Raw genomic sequence first — 21841 nt, 5'->3', positions numbered from 1 at the left:
CCTACCGAAGACGCACAGTGTTTCTGTAGGAGCGAGCGGGCGGCGGTCCGACTTGCCCGCGATAACGGCACGACAGCCCGACAACAGGCGCCAAACCTCCCCGGTTTGGCGCCTGTTGCGTTTACCCGCGCTGCGCCTGGAGCCCTTCATGGGCATGGCTCATCCGGGTTGTACGAGCACTGTTGACTACACCGTCAGCGCCTGGTCGACCAGATGCCCGCGCTCGATACGGATGTGCCGCGGGTGGAAACGCTTGAGGCTGCTGCGATGCCCGACACTGACAATGCTCAGCCCCGGAAGCTGATCGATCAGCGCCTGGTACAGGGTCGCCTCGTCTTCTTCGTCCATGGCCGAGGTGGCCTCATCCATGTACAGCCATTGCGGCGCATAGAGCAACGCACGGGCAAAGGCCAGGCGTTGCTGCTCGCCCGGGGACAACATGCGCTGCCAGTGATTGCTCTCGTCCAGGCGGGACACCAGGTGCGGCAGGCGGCAGGTTTCCAGCACCTGCGCATAACGCTCCTGCGGGTAGGTCTCGCCCGACTGTGGATAGCTCAAGGCTTCGCGCAGGCTGCCGATCGGCAGGTAAGGCTTCTGCGGCAGGAACAGATAACGCTCGGCGGGCATGCGGATGCTGCCGTGACCGGCCGGCCAGAGCCGCCCCATCGCCCGCAGCAGGGTACTCTTGCCACTGCCGGAACGGCCGCTGAGCATCAGGCGCTCGCCGGGGCTCACGGTCATCTCGGCACCGGCCAGCAGGTGCCGGCCGTCCGCCAGATCCAGGCCGAGGTTATGCACCTGCAGGGTTTCGCCCTGGTTCTGCACGTTGATGGCGGGCGCGCGCTCTTCGTTTTCGCTCATGGCCTGGCGGAAACTCAGCAAACGATCGCAGGTGGCACGCCATGCCGCGAGCTCGGAATAGGCGGTGATGAACCAGCTGAAGTTCTCCTGGACGTTGCCGAATGCCGAGTTGATCTGCATCAGCTCGCCCAGCTCGATCTTGCCTGTCAGGTAACGGGGGGCCGCGACGATGAAGGGGAAAATGATCGCGATCTGGCCGTAGCCCGAGGTGAAGAAGGTCAGGCGCTTGGACACTTTCATGATGTCCCAGAAGTTGTGCCAGACCATGCCGAAGCGACCACTTAAACGCTTGTTCTCGTTCGGCTCGCCATCGTACAGGGCAATGCTCTCAGCGTTCTCGCGCACCCGCACCATGGAGAAACGCAGGTCCGCCTCGAAACGTTGCTGGTTGTTGTTCAAGCCGATCAGGCGTCGACCGATCAGGTGGGTCAGCCAGCTACCAACGGCGGCGTACACCAGGGCGCACCAGAACATGTAGCCGGGAATGGTGTAGCCGAAGACTTCGAGACTGCCCGACACGCCCCACAGGATGATCGAGAACGACACCAGGCTGACCACGGTACGCAGCAGGCCCAGGGCGAGCCCCAGGGTATTGCTGGTGAAGCTGTTGAGGTCTTCGGAAATCCGCTGGTCCGGGTTATCGGTGTAGCCGCCCTGCTCCAACTGGTAGTAGTTCTTGTGGCTCAGCCAGCGGGTGAAGTGTTTTTCCGTGAGCCAGGCGCGCCAGCGGATGGTCAGCATCTGGGTCAGGTAGAGCCGGTAGACCGCGGCCAGGATGGCCACCGTGGCAATCCCGCAGAAATACAGGATCAGTTGCCAGAACGCCGCCTCATCCTTCTTTTGCAGGGCGTTGTAGAAGTCCTTGTACCAGCTGTTGATCCATACCGAGATCGCCACGCTGAACAGGGTCAGGGCGACCACCGCGAACAGCAGCAACCAGGCCTTGCCCTTCTCCTCGCTGCGCCAGTAAGGCGTCGTCATTTCCCAGACGCGACGGAAAAACTGCCCGCGCACAGTATCGTTGACCGCGGAATACTCAGCGTTCTGATTCATCATCAAGGCTCGATTGGATAGGGACAAGCATCGAGCCGATCATAGAGGATCGGCTCGCTTTTTCACGCGTCCCGAGGACATTCGTTCAGTCGCGGTTCAGCGACGAACCGGGCGTTTCTGCAACTTGCGCTGCAGTGTTCGGCGGTGCATGCCCAGGGCGCGGGCAGTGGCGGAGATGTTGCCTTCGTGTTCGGTCAGCACACGCTGGATGTGCTCCCATTGCAGGCGATCCACCGACATCGGGTTTTCCGGCACCAGGGTGTCGAGGTCGGCGTGCTCGGAGAGCAGCGCGGCCAGTACATCATCGGCGTCGGCCGGTTTGCACAGGTAGTTGCAGGCGCCGCGCTTGATCGCTTCGACCGCGGTGGCGATGCTCGAATAACCGGTGAGGATCACCACGCGCATTTCCGGATCGAGCTCGAGCAGCTTGGGCAGCAGCACCAGGCCGGAGTCGCCGTCCATCTTCAGGTCCAGCGCGGCAAAGTCCGGCAGGTCCTGCTGGGCGAGGGCCAGGCCTTCCTCGGCGGAACCCGCGGTGCTGACGCGAAAGCCGCGACGGCTCATGGCACGCGCCATCACCCGGGTGAAGGTGGCGTCGTCATCCACCAGCAACAGATGCGGCAGTTCTTCGCCTTCGACTTGGATTTCGTCACTCATGTTGGTCTCCTCGGGCGCCGTGGGGCAGGCGCAGCTCGGTGAGCGTGCCGCCTTCCTCATGACTGTAGAGTTTCACTGAGCCGCCGGCGCGTGTCACGCTGGCTTTGCTCAAAAACAGGCCCAGGCCGAAACCTTTGCCCTTGGTGGTAAAAAACGGTTTGCCGATCTGCTCGGCGATGGCCAGCGGCACACCGGCGCCGTGATCGCGGATGCTGATGGTCAGGGTCTCGGCGTCCCAATCCAGCTGCACTTCCAGCCCTTCCGGACAGGCGTCGGCGGCATTGTTCAGCAGGTTGAGCAACGCCTGGGTCAGGTCCGGCGGCGGCGCCAGCCGCGGCATCGTGCCCTTGCCCAGCAACTGGAAGCGGTAGCTGGCTTCGGGACGCATCAGGTGCCAGCGGTTCAGCGCTTCGTCGAGCCAGACGGTGACATCCTGCATCTCCACCGCCAGCCGGCGATTGGCCTCGGCGGCGCGCACCAGTTGCTGCAAGGTTTCCTTACACAGTTTGACCTGGTCCTGGAGCACGCCCAGATCATCCTGCAGCAGCGGGTCGAGGTTGTCCTGGCGCATTTCCTTGAGCAGCACGCTCATGGTCGCCAGGGGTGTTCCCAGTTCGTGGGCGGCGCCAGCGGCCTGGGTCGCGACAGCCAGCAACTGCTGGTCGCGCAGGCCCTCTTCGCGGCGGATCGCCCGCAGTTCCTCCTGCCGCCGCAGCTCCTCGGCCATCCTCGCGGCGAAGAAGGTGATGACCGCCGCAGCCAGGGCGAAGCTCAGCCACATGCCATAGATCTGCAGGTTTTCCCGGGCGATGGGGAAAGTCTGCAGCGGGTAGAACTGCGCCAGCAGCAAGGTGTACATGGTCAGCGCGATGCCGGAAAGAACCACCGAGTAGCGCCATGGCAAGGTCACGGCGGCGATGGTCAGCGGCACCAGGTAATAGGACACGAAAGGGTTGGTCGAGCCGCCGGAGAAATACAGCAGGGCACTGTGGATAAACAGGTCACAGGCCAGTTGCACGGCGTATTCCAGCTCGGTGACCGGCCACGAGGTGCGCAGCCGAATGGCGGTGAAGGCGCAGAGAATCAGCGACAGGCCCAGGGTGACGGCCAGTTGCAGCCAGGGCAGCGGCAGCAGGTCGAACCAGTAGGCGAGCCCCACCGAACCGGCCTGAGCGGCCAGAACCAGGATGCGGATGAAAGTCAGACGCCAGAGGTTCTGGCGAGTGGCGGAAAGTAGTTGTACGGGGGCGAGCATGAGCTCTCCTGATGAGCGCTCCAGGCGGATCGCGACGAGTATAACCAAGCAGCGGCCCAGACAGGCAAAACTGCGGCAAACCGTCACAGAAAAATAGTTGTAAGCTGCAAGCTTTAAGCTACAAGCGTGTTTGCTCTCAACTGGCGGCTTGCGGCTTGAAACTTGCCGCGGCCCCAGTATGTATAGAAGTTGTTAACGGGCCGAACCAGACCATAAAAGCTAGAGTCTGATGGTTTCACGCAGGCTGGGATCCAATCCCTGCAGACCGCACTCAAGGAGTTTTCATGCATACATTCAGTCGCAGCGCCGCCCTTCTCGCCCTCAGTGCCGGCACCCTCGCCAGCCTGCCGGCCCTGGCCACCGATGAGCTTCATTACAACCAGGTCTCCCTGCGCGCCGAAGTCAGTCAGGAAGTGGCCCGCGACCTGATGATCGTCACCCTCTACAGCGAATCGCAGAACGCCGACCCGGCCAAGCTCGCCGCCGAAATCACCACCACCATGAACAAGGCCCTGGGCCAGGCACGCCAGGTCAAGGACATCACCTTGCGCCAGGGCAGTCGCAACAGCTACCCGATCTACGACACCAAGGGCCAGAAGATCACCGGCTGGCGTGAACGCGCCGAGCTGCGCCTGGAAAGCTCGGACTTCGCCGCACTGTCCAAGCTCACTGGCGAACTGCTGACCGACCTGAAGATGGGCGGCATGGACTTCGCCATCGCCGACCCGACCCGCAAGGCCAGCGAAGACAAGCTGCTCAAGGAAGCGGTCGACGCCTTCAAGGCTCGCGCGCAGCTGACCACCGAAGCGCTGGGCGGCAAGGGCTACAAGATCGTCAACCTGAACCTCAACAGCAACGGTTATCCACAGCCGTACCTGCGCGGCCAGATGATGATGAAAGCGGCGAGCATGGATGCGGCGCCGGTCACCCCGGAAGTCGAAGCCGGCACCAGCCAGGTCAGCATGACCGCCGATGGCTCGATCGAAGTCCTGATGCAATAACGTTTTCCCTGCCTCCCCAAACGGCGGTAACCTCCCAGCACAAAATCAGGTTACCGCGGTTTTTCTACCAACCATTTCAACCCGAGCCTGAGGGACTCGCCTTTTTTGGGGGGGAGGGATGAGTTCGGCCGAGTTGGTGATGCTAAAGTCACGGACCTCGGTATTGCGCCCATCAGACGTCATTGAGATCCTCCGGGTATACTGCGCCTTTCCTATAAGAGTCTCTCCAAATGACCGCAGATCGCATCGGCGAACGCCTGCGTCGCTATCGCCGCGCCGCCAAGAAAACCCTGCGCCAAATTGCCAGCGAATCCGGTTTGACCGCCAGTTTCCTCTCCCAAGCGGAACGCAATCTCACCGGAGTCTCGATCTCCTCCCTGGTCAACATTGCCAAGTCCCTGAACGTTCCGCTGAACGCCCTATTCGACCAGCCGACCCAGGCACAACCCGACTCCCACGACGGCAAGCGGGTGCGCTACACCATCGAAGGCCAGCCCCTGGCCTATGAGCGGCTGTCCAGCTCCTTTCCCGGCAACCTGATCAACGCGGTGAAGATGAACATACCGGTGGGCTATCAGTCGGAACTGATTTCCCATGATGGCTCCGAGTTTTCCTACGTTCTTTCGGGGCAAATTGTCTACACCATCGAGGGGCGCCAGTATCCCCTCGGCGCCGGCGACTCGGTGCACTTCGACTCGACCAAACCTCACTACCTGGCTAACGCCGGCAACGACCCGGCAGAAGTCTTGACCGTCACCACCATGGGCCTGTTCGACGACCATCCAGCGGCCTGAACCCGACCCGTGGTCGCCTGCGCAAGCCCACAGAGACCCAGTGCGCAAGAGAAATGTTAGTCACGCTTAATTTTCGTTGACCACGATTTCAGCATGACTTAATTTCGGCATCGGCGAATCGTCAATCGACCACACCACAAGCGATCGCCGTCGCCGCACAGGGTCCATGGGGCTGCATCCACTCCCCATAGAAGGCGAGTTGCCCCGGCCTACAAGGCCAATCCTCAGATACGCCCTAGAAAAAGAAAAATGAGGTTTGCATGCGTAAGACCTTTCCGCTCCAGGTTTGGCAGACAGCGGGGCTGATCCTCGGCGCTCCACTGTCACACGCCACCCGCAACCTCCACAGTGACAACTTCACTGCGAGCCACAACGTCAACACCGCCGACGATGTGCTGTTCACCCGCCATCGCCTGCAAGATCCCGGGCATCCGTTCTCCACGGCCTTCCCCACCAAGCCGCCCTGCTTCATCCGGTCAACCCGGTGCGCCAAACATTTGCGCCAGGCAAGCAAGGCCAGCCGGCTCAACCAGAAGCCGGTCGACACCCGCTCCAGCGACGCACCAACCGGAGGCACGACTGGCCCTGGCCGCCCCGCAAGAAGGCAACCCATGCACCAGAAAAAACCAGCGCAAACGGTCAAATTCGTCAATATTTATACAAATGCGTCATTCCTGTACGTTCGTTCCACTCCTTGATACTTGTGACGGCCCCGCATCTTGCATTGGGTATGGGGCCTGCATAAGTATCGGCGGGTCGACTCATAAGGTCGCCCTCTACACCAAAAATGACAACAAATCATGAGGCAACCATGTTCAAACAAGCAGTCATTCCGCTTTTAGTCAGCGCCGGCTTGCTCGCCAGTGCACCCTTCGCCCAAGCGGCGACTAACCTGGTGTTCTGCTCCGAAGGGAGCCCGGCCGGGTTCGATCCAGGCCAGTACACCACCGGAACCGACTTCGACGCCTCAGCAGAAACCATGTTCAACCGTCTCAGCCAGTTCGAGCGTGGCGGCACCGCCGTCGTTCCTGGCCTGGCGACCAGTTGGGACATTTCCGACGATGGCCTGACCTACACCTTCCATCTGCGTGATGGCGTGAAATTCCACACCACGCCGTATTTCAAGCCGACTCGTGATTTCAACGCCGACGACGTGCTCTTCACGTTCAACCGCATGCTCGACAAGGACATGCCGTTCCGCAAGGCGTACCCGACCGAATTCCCTTACTTCACCGACATGGGGATGGACACCAACATCACCAAGGTCGAGAAAGTCGACGACAAGACCGTCAAGTTCACCCTGAAAACCGTGGACGCCGCGTTCATCCAGAACCTGGCGATGAGCTTCGCCTCCATCCAGTCCGCCGAGTACGCCGACCAGCTGCTCAAGGAAGGCAAGCCGGGCGACATCAACCAGAAGCCGATCGGCACTGGTCCGTTCGTGTTCAAGAGCTACCAGAAAGACTCCAATATCCGTTACACCGGCAACAAGGAGTACTGGAAGCCTGAAGACGTGAAGATCGACAACCTGATCTTCGCCATCACCACCGACCCGTCGGTACGCATCCAGAAGCTGAAAAAGAACGAATGCCAGGTCACCCTGTTCCCGCGCCCGGCCGACCTCAAGGCCCTGGGCGAGGACAAGACCCTCAAGTTGCCGCAACAGGCCGGTTTCAACCTCGGCTACATCGCCTACAACGTGATGCCCGTGCTCAAGGGCCGCACCGACGCCAACCCGCTGGCCGACCTCAAGGTCCGTCAGGCGCTGGACATGGCAGTGAACAAGCAGCAGATCATCGACTCGGTCTACCAGGGCGCGGGCCAGCTGGCGGTCAACGCCATGCCACCGACCCAGTGGTCCTATGACGACACCATCAAGGATGCCAAGTACGACCCTGAGAAAGCCAAGGCGTTGCTCAAGGAAGCCGGCATCAAGGAAGGCACCCAGATCACCCTGTGGGCCATGCCGGTGCAGCGTCCGTACAACCCGAACGCCAAGCTGATGGCTGAAATGCTGCAGTCCGACTGGGCGAAGATCGGCCTGAAGGTCAACATCGTCAGCTACGAATGGGGCGAATACATCAAGCGTTCCAAGGGCGGCGAGAACCAGGCGATGATCATCGGCTGGAGCGGCGACAATGGCGACCCGGACAACTGGCTGGGCACTCTGTTCGGCTGCGACGCCATGAACGGCAACAACTTCTCCAAATGGTGCGACAAGCCGTACGACGCACTGATCAAGCAAGCCAAAGCCACCCCGGACGTGGCCAAACGCACCGAGCTGTACAAGCAGGCGCAACACCTCCTCAAAGACCAGGTCCCGATGACACCTATCGCACACTCGACGGTGTTCCAACCCATGCGCGCCAACGTGCAGGACTTCAAGATCAGCCCCTTTGGCCTGAACTCGTTCTACGGCGTCAGCATCAGCAAATAAGGGTCCGCAACGGCGACGTCACCTGACGTCGCCGTTGCCTTGCCTGCCAGGACTGCCGGAACTCGAACGCTCTTCCTCTTGCCGCACACCATCGTGGCGAGTACGGGCATCTCGGAGGTTCCTTACATGTCTTTCAGGCTCTTTGGCATTTACTACCCATGCGGCGACCCCTACCGTCAAAGCATGGAGAGGTGCATCCATTGCCCGGCATTTGCTGCAAGTCAGACTTGGGATCGATGGCATGAGCGCCTCCGGATGGGGCGACTGCTCATCGATCAAAACAATAAAAGGGAGAGGGATCGTCATGCGTCATTCCCTGGTTTTATCCGCCCTGCTGGGCACCGGTCTGTTGACCGCAACCTCCGCCAGCCTGGCGGCCGGCAACAGCCTGGTGTTTTGCTCCGAAGGCAGCCCGGCCGGGTTCGACACCGCGCAATACACCACCGCCACCGACAACGACGCGGCAGAGCCGCTGTACAACCGCCTGGCGGAGTTCGAAAAAGGCGCGACCAATGTGGTGCCGGGCCTGGCCACCCGCTGGGATATTTCCGCGGACGGCCTGCAGTACACCTTCCACCTGCGCGAAGGGGTGAAGTTCCACACCACGCCGTACTTCAAGCCGACTCGTGATTTCAACGCCGACGACGTGGTCTTCACCTTCACCCGCATGCTCGACCCCGAGCATCCTTTCCGCAAGGCCTACCCGACCGAGTTTCCCTACTTCAACGGGATGAGCCTGAACAAGAACATCGCCAAGGTCGAGAAGACCGGGCCACTGACCGTGGTGATGACCCTGAACTCGGTGGACGCCGCGTTCATCCAGAACATCGCCATGAGCTTCGCCTCGATTCTCTCGGCCGAATACGCCGACCAGTTGCTCAAGACCGGCAAGCCCAGCGAGATCAACCAGAAGCCGGTCGGCACCGGGCCGTTCGTGTTCAAGAGCTACCAGAAAGACTCGAACATCCGCTACACCGCCAACAAGCAGTACTGGGACCCGAGCCGGGTCAAGCTCGACCAGCTGATTTTCGCCATCAACACCGATGCCTCGGTGCGTGTGCAGAAGCTCAAGGCCGGCGAATGCCAGATCACCCTGCACCCGCGGCCAGCCGATGTCGAAGCGCTGAAAAAAGACCCGAAACTGCAACTGATCGAAAAGCCCGGCTTCAACCTCGGCTACATCGCCTACAACGTTCGCCACAAGCCCTTCGACCAGCTCGAAGTGCGCCAGGCGCTGGACATGGCGGTGAACAAGCAGGGCATCCTCAACGCCGTGTACCAGGGCGCCGGCCAACTGGCGGTCAACGCCATGCCGCCGACCCAGTGGTCCTACGACACCCGTATCAAGGACGCCGCCTACAACCCGGAAAAGGCCCGTGAGCTGCTCAAGGCCGCCGGGGTCAAGGAAGGCACGGAAATCACCCTCTGGGCCATGCCCGTGCAACGCCCCTACAACCCCAACGCCAAGCTGATGGCCGAAATGCTCCAGTCCGACTGGGGCAAGATCGGCCTGAAAGTGAAGATCGTCAGTTACGAATGGGGCGAGTACATCAAGCGCACCAAGAATGGCGAGCACGACATCAGCCTGATCGGCTGGACCGGCGACAACGGTGACCCGGACAACTGGCTCGGCACCCTGTACAGCTGCGACGCCATTGGCGGCAACAACTACTCCATGTGGTGCGACCCGCAGTACGACAAGCTGATCAAGCAGGCCAAGATCGTCACCGATCGCGAACAGCGCACGGCGCTCTACCAGCAGGCCCAGCAGTTGCTCAAGCAGCAGGTGCCGATCACCCCTGTCGCCCACTCGACGGTCAACCAGCCGTTGAGCGCCAAAGTCGAAGGATTCAAGGTCAGCCCCTTCGGCCGCAACGTGTTCTCGGGCGTCAGCATCGACCAATAAATGATTAGCCAGGCCGCTGGGGGCGATATTCGCCCCCACGCAAATCTGTTGCCTGAATTCGGCGATCAAGCCTCATGCAAACGTTTGCGATGCCTTGAATGAGTTGTAAAGCAAAAGCCGGTCAACCCAAAAAGACCGGCATGAAAATAAAGAAAGCAAAGGAGCTTCACCCATGAAACCGAGTAACACCGCGTTACTGGCCCTGGCCATCAGCAGCATCACGGCCATGGCCCATGCGGAAAGCGTGAGCCAGGAGTTCGTTCCGACCGAACTGAACGGCACCAGCGCCCAGGCGGAGGCCAAAGGCTTCGTCGAGGGCCAGAGCCTGTCGGGCACGACCCGTAACTGGTACGCCAACGAGCTGAAGCGTCGCGACGACCGTTTCTCCTACAACCACAATGGCCAGCCGACTTCGACCCCACGCCGGATCAACTGGGTCCAGGGCACCATCCTCAACTACACCTCGGGCTTCACCGAAGGTACCGTCGGCGTCAGTACCGAAGTCGCTGCCTACAATGCCATCGCCCTGGATCGTGATCGCAAGGACATCGCCGGCAAGAACAACCGCACCCTGACCCACTCCGATGGCGACGCTGTCGGCCAGTGGAGCAAGCTGGGCCTGGCCAACGTCAAGTTCCGTGTCTCCAACACCACCCTGACCGCCGGTCGCCAGAATTTCAGCACCCCGATTGTCGACGTCATCGGCAACCGTGCACTGCCTTCCAGCTTTGAAGGCATCAGCCTGCACAGCGAGGAGTTCAATAACCTGTCGTTCGATCTGGCCGGTTTCGACCGGGTTTCACCACGTACCGAGCAGAGCCTGTCGAAATTCCGTACCGAGTACTCTGCCACCGGCGTGGAAACCGACAAGGTCTACACCGCAGGTGTGAACTACCAGCCGTTCAAGAGCCTGAAGACCAGCCTGTATGGCGCCAAGGTCGAAGACTTCTGGAACCAGTACTACTTCGGCGCCACCCACGAACTGGGCGACAGCCAGGTACTGAGCCTGACCACCGGCCTGAACTACTACAAGACTGTCGACGAAGGCAAAAAGTTGATGGGCGAAATCGACAACGACACCTACTCGCTGTCGCTCGGCCTGACTCATCAGGCACACAGCCTGACCTTCTCCTACCAGCAAGTGAACGGTAACGAGTACTTCGACTACCTGCACGAAACCAACGGCATCTACCTGGCCAACTCCCTGCTCTCGGACTTCAACGGCCCGAACGAGAAATCCTTCCAGATCGCCTACGGCCTCAACATGGCCGAATACGGTGTACCGGGCCTGAAGTTCAACATCTACCAGGCTCGCGGCTGGGGCATTGACGGTACCCATTACCGCGGCACCGCTTACACCGACCCGGGTGCCCAGCGTGGCGACCTGAGCCTGATGGATGGCGAAACCCACTACGAATACGGCATTGGCGCGTCCTATGCCGTGCAGAGCGGCCCGCTCAAGGCCACCGCCATTCGTGCGACCTACACTACGCACCGGGCCAGCGAACACCAGGCCGACGGCAACATCAACGAGTTCCGCCTGGTCACCACCATCCCGTTCAACATTCTCTAAAAACACACCGGCTGGAATGGCGGATTCATGACGAATTCGCCATTCCAGCTACTCTGGTTCAACCGATTGCAGAGGGTTCTAGATGAAAATGCTTCCCCTGAGAGCGGCCATCGCGGCCGTACTGCTGAGCGTCGCCGCAGGCGTCTCGGCCAAGCCCTTGGTGGTCTGTACCGAAGCCAGCCCGGAAGGCTTCGATATGGTCCAGTACACGACTGCAGTCACTGCCGACGCGGTGGCGGAAACCATCTTCAACCGCCTGGTGGACTTCAAGCCCGGCACCACGGACATCGAGCCGGCCCTGGCCGAGTCCTGGGAGATCAGCCCGGACGGCCTGACCTACACCTTCCACCTGCGCAAAGGCGTCAAGTTCCACAGCACCGATTACTTCAAGCCGACCCGCGAGATGAACGCCGACGACGTGCTCTGGAGCTTCCAGCGCCAGCTGGACCCGAAACACCCGTGGCATGACAAGTCCAGCGTGGGCTTCCCCTATTTCGAGAGCATGGGCTTCAAGGAACTGCTCAAAAGCGTCGAGAAAACCGACGACCACACCGTGGTCTTCACCCTGACCCGTCGCGAAGCACCGTTCCTGGCCGACGTGGCCATGGCCTTCGCCTCGATCTTCCCGGCCGAATACGCCGACCAGTTGCTCAAGGCCGGCAAGACCGGCGAGCTGAACAGCAAGCCGATCGGCACCGGCCCGTTCATCTTCCAACGCTACGCCAAGGACGCCCAGGTGCGGTTCAAGGCCAACCCGGACTACTTCCGTGGCAAGCCGCCAGCCGACGCACTGATCCTGGCGATCACCACCGATAACAACGTGCGCCTGCAGAAGCTCAAGGCCAACGAGTGCCAGGTCGCCCTGTATCCGAAACCCGACGACATCCCGAGCATCAAGGCCGACGCCAACCTGAAGGTCGACGACCTGGCCGCCATGACCGTGGGCTACGTGGCCCTGAACACCACCAAGAAGTACATGAGCGACCCGCGCGTCCGTCAGGCCATTAACATCGCCTTCGACAAGGAAGCCTACGTCAACAGCCTGTACGGCAAGGGCAACGCGGTGGTCGGCACCGGTCCCTACCCGCCGACCCTGCTGGGCTTCAACGCCAACCTGGGCAACCCGGCCCGCGACCTGGACAAGGCCCGCGCCCTGATCAAGGAAGCCGGCGTACCGGAAGGCACGGTCTTCACCCTGTTCACCCGCAACGGCGGTGGCCCGACCAACCCCAACCCGCTGCTCGGCGCGCAGATGATGCAGTCCGACCTGGCGAAGATCGGCCTCAAGATCGACATCCGCGTCATGGAATGGGGCGAGATGCTCAAGCGCGCCAAGAACGGCGAGCACGACATGGTTTCCGCCGGCTGGGCGGGGGATAACGGGGACCCGGACAATTTCCTGACCCCCAACCTCAGTTGCGAGGCCGCCAAAAACGGCGAAAACTACGCTCGCTGGTGTAATAAAGCGTTCCAGAGCCTGATCGATCAGGCCCGCGCCGAATCCGAGCCGGCCAAACGGACCGCACTCTATGAACAGGCCCAGGACATTTTCGACAAGGAACAACCCTGGATCCCCATGGCCTATCCGAAAATGTTCACGGCAATGCGCAAGAACGTCGAGGGCTACCACCAGAGCCCCCTGACCACTAACAACTTCGCTACTACCCAGGTGAAGTAGATAAGAAACGCCCGGCATCCCTGACCCCAGGGATGCCGGACACGCCTAACCGGCTGATGAGGTACACCAGAAGATGTTTAGTTTTATTGCCCGCCGTGTGGGGTTGTTGATACCCACATTCTTCGGCATCACCTTGCTGACGTTCGCATTGATTCGCATGATTCCCGGCGATCCCGTGGAAGTCATGATGGGCGAGCGCCGGGTCGACCCTGAGATGCATGCCCAGGCAATGGAACGCCTTGGTCTGAACAAACCGCTGTACGCCCAGTACCTGGACTACATCGGCAAACTCGCCCAGGGCGACCTGGGCGAATCCCTGCGGACTCGCGAGAGTGTGTGGACCGAGTTCACCTCCCTGTTCCCGGCGACCCTGGAGCTGGCCTCGGCCGCGATGCTGTTCGCAGCCGTGATCGGCCTGCTGGCCGGGGTGATCGCCGCGCTGAAACGAGGATCGCTGTTCGACCATGGGGTGATGGGCATTTCCCTCGCCGGCTATTCGATGCCGATCTTCTGGTGGGGCCTGATCCTGATCATGTTCTTCTCCGTGAGCCTGGGCTGGACCCCGGTTTCTGGACGGATCGACCTGCTCTACGACATCGAGCCAAAAACCGGCTTCATGCTCATCGACACCCTGCTGGCCGATGACACCAGCGCCTTCTTCGACGCCCTGCACCACCTGATCCTGCCGGCCATCGTGCTCGGCACCATTCCGCTGGCGGTGATCGCGCGGATGACCCGTTCCTCGATGCTCGAAGTCCTGCGCGAAGACTACATCCGCACCGCCAAGGCCAAGGGCCTGTCGCCCGCCCGCGTGGTGTTCGTCCATGGCCTGCGCAACGCGCTGATCCCGGTGCTGACCGTGGTCGGCCTGCAAGTCGGCACCCTGCTGGCCGGCGCAGTCCTGACCGAAACCATCTTCTCCTGGCCCGGCATCGGCAAATGGCTGATCGAAGCCATCGGCGCCCGGGACTACCCCGTGGTGCAGAACGGCATCCTGTTGATCGCCTGCCTGGTGATCCTGGTCAACTTCGTGGTGGACATCCTCTACGGCTTTGCCAACCCACGCATTCGTCACCAGCGCTGAGGACAATACTCATGAGCACTCCAACCTCCTCAGTAGCCGTATCCGCCGTAGCCGTGGATCAAAGCCTGCTGTACCCCTCGCCCTACAAGGAATTCTGGCAGGCGTTCTCGCGCAACAAGGGCGCGGTCGCGGGCCTGCTGTTCATGCTGCTGGTGATCTTCTGCGCGATCTTCGCGCCCTGGGTCGCCCCGCATAACCCGAGCGAGCAATACCGCGACTTCCTGCTGACCCCGCCGGTCTGGCTCGAAGGCGGCCAATGGCAATTCATCCTCGGCACCGACGAACTGGGCCGAGACCTGCTGTCGCGCCTGATCACCGGTTCGCGCCTGTCGCTGCTGATCGGCCTGTCGTCGGTGGTCATGTCGCTGATCCCGGGCATCCTCCTGGGCCTGTTCGCCGGGTTCTTCCCGCGCTTGCTCGGGCCGACCATCATGCGCCTGATGGACATCATGCTGGCGCTGCCGTCCCTGCTGCTGGCCGTGGCGATCGTCGCCATCCTCGGCCCAGGCCTGATCAACACCGTGATCGCCATCGCCGTGGTGTCCCTGCCGTCCTACGTGCGCCTGACCCGCGCCGCGGTGATGGGCGAGCTCAACCGCGACTACGTGACCGCCGCGCGCCTGGCCGGTGCCGGCCTGCCGCGCCTGATGTTCATCACCGTGCTGCCCAACTGCATGGCGCCGCTGATCGTCCAGGCAACCCTGAGCTTCTCCTCGGCGATCCTCGACGCCGCGGCCCTGGGCTTCCTCGGCCTTGGCGTCCAGCCGCCCACCCCTGAGTGGGGCACCATGCTGGCCTCGGCCCGCGACTACATCGAACGCGCCTGGTGGGTGGTGAGCCTGCCCGGCCTGACCATTTTGCTCAGCGTGCTGGCAATCAACCTGATGGGCGACGGCCTGCGCGATGCGCTGGACCCGAAACTCAAGAACGCCGCCTGAGGAGATTCCCATGTCACTGCTAGAAATCAAGAATCTCAACGTGCGCTTCGGCGACGCCCAGGCCGTTCCCGTGGTGGATGGCCTGGACCTGAAGGTGGACAAGGGCGAAGTCCTGGCCATCGTCGGCGAATCCGGCTCCGGCAAGTCCGTGACCATGATGGCGCTGATGGGGCTGATCGAGCATCCCGGCATCGTCACCGCCGACGCCCTCAGCTTCGACGGCAAGGACATGCTCAAGCTCAGCGCCCGGCAACGCCGGCAGATCGTCGGCAAGGACCTGGCCATGGTGTTCCAGGACCCGATGACCGCGCTGAACCCGAGCTACACCGTGGGCTTCCAGATCGAGGAAGTGCTGCGCCTGCACCTGAAGATGTCCGGCAAGGCGGCCCGCAAGCGCGCCATCGAACTGCTGGAAAAAGTCGAGATCCCGGGTGCCGCCAGCCGCATGGACGCCTACCCGCACCAACTGTCCGGCGGCATGAGCCAGCGCGTGGCGATTGCCATGGCGATTGCCGGCGAGCCGAAACTGCTGATCGCCGACGAACCGACTACCGCCCTGGACGTGACCATCCAGGCGCAGATCATGGACCTGCTGCTCAACCTGCAGCGCGAGCAGAACATGGGCCTGGTGCTGATCACCCACGACCTGGCCGTGGTCGCCGAAACCGCCCAGCGCGTGTGCGTGATGTACGCCGGGCAAGCGGTAGAAGTGGGCAAGGTGCCGGAGTTGTTCGACATCCCCGCCCACCCCTACACCGAAGCGCTGCTGGCGGCCATTCCCGAGCACAGCATGGGCGCCACGCGCCTGTCGACGTTGCCGGGCATCGTTCCCGGTCGCTACGACCGTCCGCAAGGCTGCCTGCTCTCGCCGCGCTGCCCGTACGTGCAGGAAAACTGCCGTCAGCAGCGTCCAAGCCTCGACCCGAAAGCCGCCAGCCTCGCGCGCTGCTTCTACCCGCTGAATCAGGAGGTGGCGTAATGGCCGTCGTTCTTACCGCCCGCAACCTGACCCGCCACTACGAAGTGTCCCGCGGCCTGTTCAAGGGCCATGCGACCGTGCGCGCCCTCAACGGCGTGTCGTTCGAGCTGGAAGCCGGCAAGACCCTCGCGGTGGTCGGCGAATCCGGCTGCGGCAAATCCACCCTGGCCCGTGCCCTGACCCTGATCGAAGAGCCGTCCTCGGGGTCCTTGAAAATCGCCGGCCAGGAGGTCGCCGGCGCCGACAAGGCCCAGCGCAAGCAACTGCGCAAAGACGTACAGATGGTGTTCCAGAGCCCTTACGCCTCGCTCAACCCACGGCAGAAGATCGGCGATCAACTGGCTGAGCCACTGCTGATCAACACCCAGCTGTCGGCCAGCGAGCGGCGGGACAAGGTCCAGGCGATGATGAAGCAGGTGGGCCTGCGCCCCGAGCATTATCAGCGCTACCCACACATGTTCTCCGGCGGCCAGCGCCAGCGTATCGCCCTGGCGCGGGCGATGATGCTGCAACCGAAAGTGCTGGTGGCGGACGAACCGACCTCGGCCCTCGACGTGTCGATCCAGGCCCAGGTACTGAACCTGTTCATGGACCTGCAGCAGGAGTTCAACACCGCCTACGTGTTCATCTCCCACAACCTGGCGGTGGTGCGTCACGTCGCCGACCACGTGATGGTGATGTACCTCGGCCGGCCGGTGGAAATGGGCCCGAAAGAGGACATCTACACCCGTCCCCTGCACCCCTACACCCAGGCGCTGCTGTCGGCCACGCCGACCATTCATCCGGACCCGGACAAGCCGAAGATCAAGATCGTCGGTGAGCTGCCCAACCCGCTGAACCCGCCATCCGGCTGCGCTTTCCACAAGCGCTGCCCGTATGCCACCGAGCGTTGCAGCACTGAAGAGCCGGCCCTGCGCCTGCTCGACACCCGCCAGGTGGCCTGCCACTACGCCGAGCAGTTCCTCGGCTGACCCGGCAAGAAAAAGGCGCCGCGGTTACCCGCGGCGCCTGATCAGTGTTGACCAAGCCCCTTCTGTCGGATTGCGCATCAGTCCGGCAGAGGGGGTTTTCTTTTTTCCGCAGACGCAAGCTCAGCCCTGGCTAGCCTCGTCTTCGCTGTCGGTATCCGGCTCGTCGGTGGTCGAATCGTCATCGTCCGCGCTGCCACCCTGCCCCTGATCGCCCGGCTCGGACTCCGATCGGGCGATCATCTGCAGCCCGTTCTGCAGATGCCCAGGCCCCCAGAAACCCGGCACCCGCGCCGCCTGGTCACTGGCCCAGGCCGCGGACAGGCCGAGCGACAACAGCACCAGCACCTTGAGCAACAGCACAACCCGTTGGAAAAGATTCATGTTGATTCCGTCCCTTTGCGTAGGTGAATCAATAATGGCCACAGGCCCTGACCGGCAAGGCGAGGCTTCGTATGAAACCTAGCCCCGAAGCCGGCGCTTTGCCAGATAGCAAGCTAGCTATTCGCCCACTGGATAGACGGCTTTCGACTAGGCCTTAAAACCTCCGGTTATGCCTGGCTCTTACGGGGGTATGCGGGATTTGATTCGCGATCTACAAGCACACCACGTATCTGCAGGGGCTGCCGGTCGACGCTCGATTGCCCGCGATGGCGTCCATTCGGACAATGGGACTCCGGCAGAATAGTGGTGGCAGGTTTTGGGGCTGCTACGCAGCCCATCGCGAGCAAGCTTCGCTCCTACAGAAGCATGCGCGGTTCGATCCCTGCCCCGCAGGGTGTGCGGGCATCATCTATCCACGGGCATGAAAAAGCCCCGCGGTTTGGGCCGCGGGGCTTTTGGGTGAGGCGTCGCTCAGACCTTAGTGATGCTCGCGGGTCGCGCGGAATTTCACGTCCGGCCAGCGCTCTTCCATCAGCGCCAGGTTGACCCGGGTCGGGGCCAGGTAGGTCAGGTGACCGCCGCCATCCAGCGCAAGGTTTTCCACGGCCTTGTTGGAGAATTCCTCGAGCTTCTTCTTGTCGCTGCAATCGATCCAGCGCGCGGACCACACGGTGATCGGCTCGTAGGAGCACTCGACCTTGTATTCCTCTTTCAGGCGGCTGGCGACCACATCGAACTGCAGCACACCGACGGCGCCGAGGATGATGTCGTTGCTGCGCTCGGGGAAGAACACCTGGGTCGCGCCTTCTTCGGCCAGCTGTTGCAGGCCCTGGCGCAGCTGTTTGGATTTCAGCGGATCCTTCAGGCGCACGCGGCGGAACAGCTCCGGGGCGAAGTGCGGGATACCGGTGAAACCCAGGGTCTCGCCTTCGGTGAAGGTGTCGCCGATCTGGATCGTGCCGTGGTTGTGCAGGCCGATGATGTCGCCGGCGTAGGCCTCTTCGAGCTGTTCACGCTCGGAGGAGAAGAAGGTCAGCGCATCGCCGATGCGCACGTCCTTGCCGGTGCGCACGTGGCGCATCTTCATGCCTTTCTCGTACTTGCCCGAGCAGATGCGCATGAAGGCGATACGGTCGCGGTGTTTGGGGTCCATGTTCGCCTGGATCTTGAACACGAAGCCTGTGAACTTCTCTTCCTGTGGTTCGACGGTACGCTCGTTGGCCACCCGCGCCAACGGCAGCGGCGCCCAGTCGACGACGGCGTCGAGCACGTGGTCGACCCCGAAGTTGCCCAGGGCGGTACCGAAGAACACCGGGGTCAGCTGGCCGTCCATGAACGCCTGCTGGTCGAACTCGTGGCAGGCACCCTGCACCAGTTCCAGTTGCTCGATGAAACGCTCGTACTCGTCACCCAGGTGGGCGCGGGCTTCATCGGAATCGAGCTTCTCGATGATCTTGGTTTCGGTGCGCTCGTGGCCGTGGCCGGCGGTGTAGACAATGATGTAGTCGCCCGCCAGGTGGTACACACCCTTGAAGTCGCGGTAGCAACCGATCGGCCAGGTGATGGGTGCCGCCTTGATCTTCAGGACCGCTTCGATTTCGTCGAGCAGTTCGATCGGGTCGCGGATGTCACGGTCGAGTTTGTTGATGAAACTGACGATTGGCGTGTCGCGCAGACGGCAGACGTCCATCAGGGCGATGGTCCGTGGCTCTACGCCCTTACCGCCGTCGAGCACCATCAGCGCCGAGTCCACCGCGGTCAGAGTGCGGTAGGTGTCTTCCGAGAAGTCTTCGTGGCCCGGGGTGTCGAGCAGGTTGATCATGTGTTCGCGATAAGGGAACTGCATGACCGACGTGGTAATGGAAATACCCCGCTGCTTCTCCATCTCCATCCAGTCGGAGGTGGCATGGCGGTCGGACTTGCGGGATTTCACCGTACCGGCAACGGCAATCGCCTTGCCCATCAGCAAGAGCTTCTCGGTGATGGTGGTTTTACCCGCATCCGGGTGGGAAATAATGGCGAAAGTGCGGCGTTTCGCGACTTCGGCGGCCTGTTTGGTCATGGGAAATCGCCTGGCAGGTGATTCAAAAAAAGGGCGGCGAGTATAGCGCAAAGCAAGCTCCCCGGACCACCGTTCGGCCTGGAGCCTCTGCAACCCTTGCCCTGTACGTTCCCTGTAGCCGCTGCCGAGCGCAGCGAGGCTGCGATCGAGCTGGGCGGCATTCCGACGTAGCGCTCGCAAACACTGAATACATGGTTTGACTGAACCACCGCGCCGCCTGGTTTTGCGACGGCTGCGCCGCCGATCGCAGCCTCGCTGCGCTCGGCAGCGGCTACAGGCGGCTACAGGCGGCCAGGCATCAGAGATATCGGAGTAATGGGATTGAGGGTGGCCAAACGCAGCCAACTATGGAACCTTTTAAAAGGTGGAGGCGTCCACTCCCCTGTTACGAGCTTTCGCCAGGGGTAGAAAAATCAGCAAGTTAGCCTGACGAGGCTATGCGTATGGCTCGATCCCGCGCTGTTTCCAGCGCATCGACGAGCTGCTTCTCGCGACCGTTCTTTTGGCAGCCAGGCATGGCCTTGCCACACGAAAGAATGCTCGCCGACATAAAAAAGGAGTCCGCCTGTGGCTATTCGCTATGGCAAAGGGCTGATAGGAGGCGCGGCGGTCATCGCTCTCCTGGCCCTGCTGGTCCACTGGATCGGCATCAGTACGATCGAACACTACCGCGACGATCTGTTGTTTTACCTGCAAGCCCATCTGTACCTGGTACTCGCTTCAATGTTCGCCGCCCTCGTGGTGGGGATACCCGCCGGCATCTTCCTCAGCCGACCGCAGAGGGTCGGGCGTGCCGAGCGTTTCATGCAACTGTTCAACATCGGTAACACCGTCCCTCCCCTGGCCGTCCTGGCCATCGCCCTGGGGATCCTCGGCATCGGCAGCGGGCCGGCCATCTTCGCTTTGTTCCTCGCCTCTTTGCTGCCCATCGTGCGCAACACCTATGAAGGCCTGAAAAACGTCCAGGGCTCCCTCAAGGAAGCCGCCGTCGGCATCGGCATGACGCCGCGCCAGGTGCTGTGGAACGTCGAGCTGCCCAACGCCGTACCGATCATCATCGGTGGCGTGCGCGTGGCCCTGGCGATCAACGTCGGCACCGCGCCGCTGGCCTTCCTGATCGGCGCCAACAGCCTCGGCAGCCTGATCTTCCCTGGCATCGCCCTGAACAATCAGCCGCAACTGCTGCTCGGCGCGGCCTGCACCGCCTTGCTGGCGCTGCTGCTCGACGGCCTGGTGACACTGGCCAGCCGCCTCTGGCTGGAACGCGGCCTGCGCCCGTCTTAAGCCTGCGCGAAGGAATCCACATGAAAAAAATAGCTTTGATCATAGGCTGCGTCCTGCTGTGCGCGGGAATTGCCCAAGCCGCGCAAAAGCCGGTGATCCGTATCGGCGCCCGGGTCTTCACCGAGCAGACGCTGCTGGCGGAAATCACCTCGCAGTACCTGCGCAGCAAGGGCTACGACACCCGGGTCACCGGCGGCCTGGGCAGCAACCTGGCACGCAGCGCCCACGAAAGCGGGCAGCTGGACATGCTCTGGGAATACACCGGCGTGTCCCTGGTGGCCTACAACCACGTGACGGAAAAACTCGACAGCCAACAGTCCTATGAGCGGGTCAAGGAACTGGACGGCAAAAAAGGCCTGGTCTGGCTGGCGCCGTCGAAGTTCAGCAATACCTACGCCCTGGCCCTGCCGAAAAACGTCGCGGACGCATACCCGCAGATCAACAGCGTCAGCGACCTGAAGCACGTCCTCGACGCCGAGCGCCAGGACCACCACCTGATTGCCCTGGACACCGAGTTCGCCAACCGCTCCGACGGCCTGCAAGGCATGGTCAAGCTGTACGGCATGGACCTGACCCGCAAGAACATCCGGCAGATGGACGCGGGGCTGGTCTACACCGCCCTGCGTAACGGCCAGGTGTTCGCCGGCCTGGTCTACACCACCGACGGCCGGCTCAATGCCTTCAACCTGAAGCTGCTGGACGACGACCTGCATTACTTTCCTGACTACACCGCGGCCCCCGTGGTGCGCCAGGCCTACCTCGACGCCCACCCGGAACTGGCCGCCGACCTCAAGCCGCTGGCCGAACTGTTCGACGACCAGACCATGCGCCAACTCAACGCCCGGGTCGACGTCGACCATGAAAGCCCATCCGCCGTTGCCGCAGATTTCCTGCGCCAACATCCATTGAACTGAGAGAGGAAAAAGC

18 protein-coding genes are annotated in these 21841 nt (G+C 62.0%); 13 read left to right on the top strand and 5 right to left on the bottom strand.

The features are described 5' to 3' along the window. Positions 1-186 precede the first annotated feature (186 nt). From IF690_RS05355 to IF690_RS05345, 3 genes are all read right to left on the bottom strand, one after another. Positions 187-1914 (bottom strand): ABC transporter ATP-binding protein/permease, encoded by a 1728-nt coding sequence (locus tag IF690_RS05355; protein WP_202699127.1) that lies wholly within the window; start codon positions 1912-1914, stop codon positions 187-189. Positions 1915-2010: 96 nt separating this feature from the next. Then, positions 2011-2571: a response regulator transcription factor gene (locus IF690_RS05350; protein WP_009046975.1), complete on the bottom strand. Its 561-nt coding sequence runs from the start codon at positions 2569-2571 to the stop codon at positions 2011-2013. Further along, positions 2564-3826 carry an ATP-binding protein gene (locus tag IF690_RS05345; RefSeq protein ID WP_202699126.1) on the bottom strand — a complete coding sequence of 421 codons (1263 nt, stop codon included), beginning with the start codon at positions 3824-3826 and terminating at the stop codon, positions 2564-2566. The genes IF690_RS05350 and IF690_RS05345 overlap by 8 nt, the downstream gene beginning before the upstream one ends. A 284-nt stretch (positions 3827-4110) precedes the next feature. Here IF690_RS05345 and IF690_RS05340 point away from each other — a divergent pair, with 284 nt between their 5' ends. The 11 genes from IF690_RS05340 (at position 4111) to IF690_RS05290 (ending at position 17187) form a co-directional block, all read left to right on the top strand. Next, on the top strand, positions 4111-4827 hold the full coding sequence (locus tag IF690_RS05340) for an SIMPL domain-containing protein (RefSeq protein ID WP_202699125.1): 717 nt from the start codon (positions 4111-4113) through the stop codon (positions 4825-4827). Between the two features lie 230 nt (positions 4828-5057). Then, complete coding sequence (locus IF690_RS05335; protein ID WP_202699124.1) at positions 5058-5621, top strand: helix-turn-helix domain-containing protein; 564 nt, start codon at positions 5058-5060, stop codon at positions 5619-5621. 260 nt (positions 5622-5881) lie between these two features. Continuing rightward, positions 5882-6319, top strand: a complete 438-nt coding sequence (locus IF690_RS05330) for a hypothetical protein (RefSeq protein ID WP_202699123.1) — start codon at positions 5882-5884, stop codon at positions 6317-6319. 113 nt (positions 6320-6432) lie between these two features. Beyond that, a complete protein-coding gene (locus IF690_RS05325; RefSeq protein ID WP_102676270.1) occupies positions 6433-8058 on the top strand; it encodes an ABC transporter substrate-binding protein in 1626 nt (541 codons plus the stop codon). A 304-nt stretch (positions 8059-8362) separates the two neighbouring features. Beyond that, on the top strand, positions 8363-9964 hold the full coding sequence (locus IF690_RS05320) for an ABC transporter substrate-binding protein (protein WP_202699122.1): 1602 nt from the start codon (positions 8363-8365) through the stop codon (positions 9962-9964). A gap of 172 nt (positions 9965-10136) precedes the next feature. Further along, entirely contained in the window at positions 10137-11537 is a 1401-nt protein-coding gene (locus IF690_RS05315) for an OprD family porin (RefSeq protein WP_202699121.1), read from the top strand. A gap of 82 nt (positions 11538-11619) precedes the next feature. Continuing rightward, positions 11620-13215, top strand: coding sequence for an ABC transporter substrate-binding protein (locus IF690_RS05310; protein ID WP_202699120.1), 1596 nt, complete (start codon positions 11620-11622; stop codon positions 13213-13215). A gap of 73 nt (positions 13216-13288) precedes the next feature. After that, positions 13289-14299: an ABC transporter permease subunit gene (locus IF690_RS05305; RefSeq protein WP_202699119.1), complete on the top strand. Its 1011-nt coding sequence runs from the start codon at positions 13289-13291 to the stop codon at positions 14297-14299. A gap of 11 nt (positions 14300-14310) precedes the next feature. Next, entirely contained in the window at positions 14311-15237 is a 927-nt protein-coding gene (locus IF690_RS05300) for an ABC transporter permease subunit (protein ID WP_007927027.1), read from the top strand. A 10-nt stretch (positions 15238-15247) separates the two neighbouring features. After that, a complete protein-coding gene (locus IF690_RS05295) occupies positions 15248-16216 on the top strand; it encodes an ABC transporter ATP-binding protein (protein WP_202699118.1) in 969 nt (322 codons plus the stop codon). Further along, positions 16216-17187, top strand: coding sequence for a peptide ABC transporter ATP-binding protein (locus IF690_RS05290; RefSeq protein ID WP_202699117.1), 972 nt, complete (start codon positions 16216-16218; stop codon positions 17185-17187). Before IF690_RS05295 ends, IF690_RS05290 begins: the two co-directional genes overlap by 1 nt. A 120-nt stretch (positions 17188-17307) precedes the next feature. On the opposite strand, the gene IF690_RS05285 is transcribed toward IF690_RS05290, so the two are convergent. Both IF690_RS05285 and IF690_RS05280 read right to left on the bottom strand, forming a co-directional pair. Continuing rightward, complete coding sequence (locus IF690_RS05285) at positions 17308-17568, bottom strand: hypothetical protein (protein ID WP_202699116.1); 261 nt, start codon at positions 17566-17568, stop codon at positions 17308-17310. A 478-nt stretch (positions 17569-18046) separates the two neighbouring features. Further along, positions 18047-19630 (bottom strand): peptide chain release factor 3, encoded by a 1584-nt coding sequence (locus IF690_RS05280; protein WP_124319141.1) that lies wholly within the window; start codon positions 19628-19630, stop codon positions 18047-18049. Between the two features lie 567 nt (positions 19631-20197). Between IF690_RS05280 and IF690_RS05275 the strand changes: the two genes are divergently transcribed. Together IF690_RS05275 and IF690_RS05270 are read left to right on the top strand one after the other, a co-directional pair. Next, on the top strand, positions 20198-20914 hold the full coding sequence (locus IF690_RS05275) for an ABC transporter permease (RefSeq protein ID WP_202699115.1): 717 nt from the start codon (positions 20198-20200) through the stop codon (positions 20912-20914). 20 nt (positions 20915-20934) lie between these two features. Continuing rightward, positions 20935-21828, top strand: coding sequence for a glycine betaine ABC transporter substrate-binding protein (locus IF690_RS05270; protein ID WP_202699114.1), 894 nt, complete (start codon positions 20935-20937; stop codon positions 21826-21828). Positions 21829-21841: the final 13 nt, after the last annotated feature.

This window comes from Pseudomonas sp. SK3(2021) (genome assembly GCF_016772375.1).
Lineage (GTDB): Bacteria > Pseudomonadota > Gammaproteobacteria > Pseudomonadales > Pseudomonadaceae > Aquipseudomonas > Aquipseudomonas chlororaphis_I.
The sequence above is the reverse complement of the archived record's forward strand: the minus strand, read 5'-3'. Positions and strand labels throughout refer to the sequence as shown.

Coding starts and splice junctions, on each gene's coding strand:
- IF690_RS05345 (WP_202699126.1), bottom strand. CDS start 3,826: ATGCTCGCCCCCGTACAACTACTTTCCGCCACTCGCCAGAACCTCTGG.
- IF690_RS05280 (WP_124319141.1), bottom strand. CDS start 19,630: ATGACCAAACAGGCCGCCGAAGTCGCGAAACGCCGCACTTTCGCCATT.
- IF690_RS05355 (WP_202699127.1), bottom strand. CDS start 1,914: ATGAATCAGAACGCTGAGTATTCCGCGGTCAACGATACTGTGCGCGGG.
- IF690_RS05350 (WP_009046975.1), bottom strand. CDS start 2,571: ATGAGTGACGAAATCCAAGTCGAAGGCGAAGAACTGCCGCATCTGTTG.
- IF690_RS05330 (WP_202699123.1), top strand. CDS start 5,882: ATGCGTAAGACCTTTCCGCTCCAGGTTTGGCAGACAGCGGGGCTGATC.
- IF690_RS05310 (WP_202699120.1), top strand. CDS start 11,620: ATGAAAATGCTTCCCCTGAGAGCGGCCATCGCGGCCGTACTGCTGAGC.
- IF690_RS05335 (WP_202699124.1), top strand. CDS start 5,058: ATGACCGCAGATCGCATCGGCGAACGCCTGCGTCGCTATCGCCGCGCC.
- IF690_RS05300 (WP_007927027.1), top strand. CDS start 14,311: ATGAGCACTCCAACCTCCTCAGTAGCCGTATCCGCCGTAGCCGTGGAT.
- IF690_RS05340 (WP_202699125.1), top strand. CDS start 4,111: ATGCATACATTCAGTCGCAGCGCCGCCCTTCTCGCCCTCAGTGCCGGC.
- IF690_RS05290 (WP_202699117.1), top strand. CDS start 16,216: ATGGCCGTCGTTCTTACCGCCCGCAACCTGACCCGCCACTACGAAGTG.
- IF690_RS05305 (WP_202699119.1), top strand. CDS start 13,289: ATGTTTAGTTTTATTGCCCGCCGTGTGGGGTTGTTGATACCCACATTC.
- IF690_RS05320 (WP_202699122.1), top strand. CDS start 8,363: ATGCGTCATTCCCTGGTTTTATCCGCCCTGCTGGGCACCGGTCTGTTG.
- IF690_RS05325 (WP_102676270.1), top strand. CDS start 6,433: ATGTTCAAACAAGCAGTCATTCCGCTTTTAGTCAGCGCCGGCTTGCTC.
- IF690_RS05315 (WP_202699121.1), top strand. CDS start 10,137: ATGAAACCGAGTAACACCGCGTTACTGGCCCTGGCCATCAGCAGCATC.
- IF690_RS05295 (WP_202699118.1), top strand. CDS start 15,248: ATGTCACTGCTAGAAATCAAGAATCTCAACGTGCGCTTCGGCGACGCC.
- IF690_RS05285 (WP_202699116.1), bottom strand. CDS start 17,568: ATGAATCTTTTCCAACGGGTTGTGCTGTTGCTCAAGGTGCTGGTGCTG.
- IF690_RS05270 (WP_202699114.1), top strand. CDS start 20,935: ATGAAAAAAATAGCTTTGATCATAGGCTGCGTCCTGCTGTGCGCGGGA.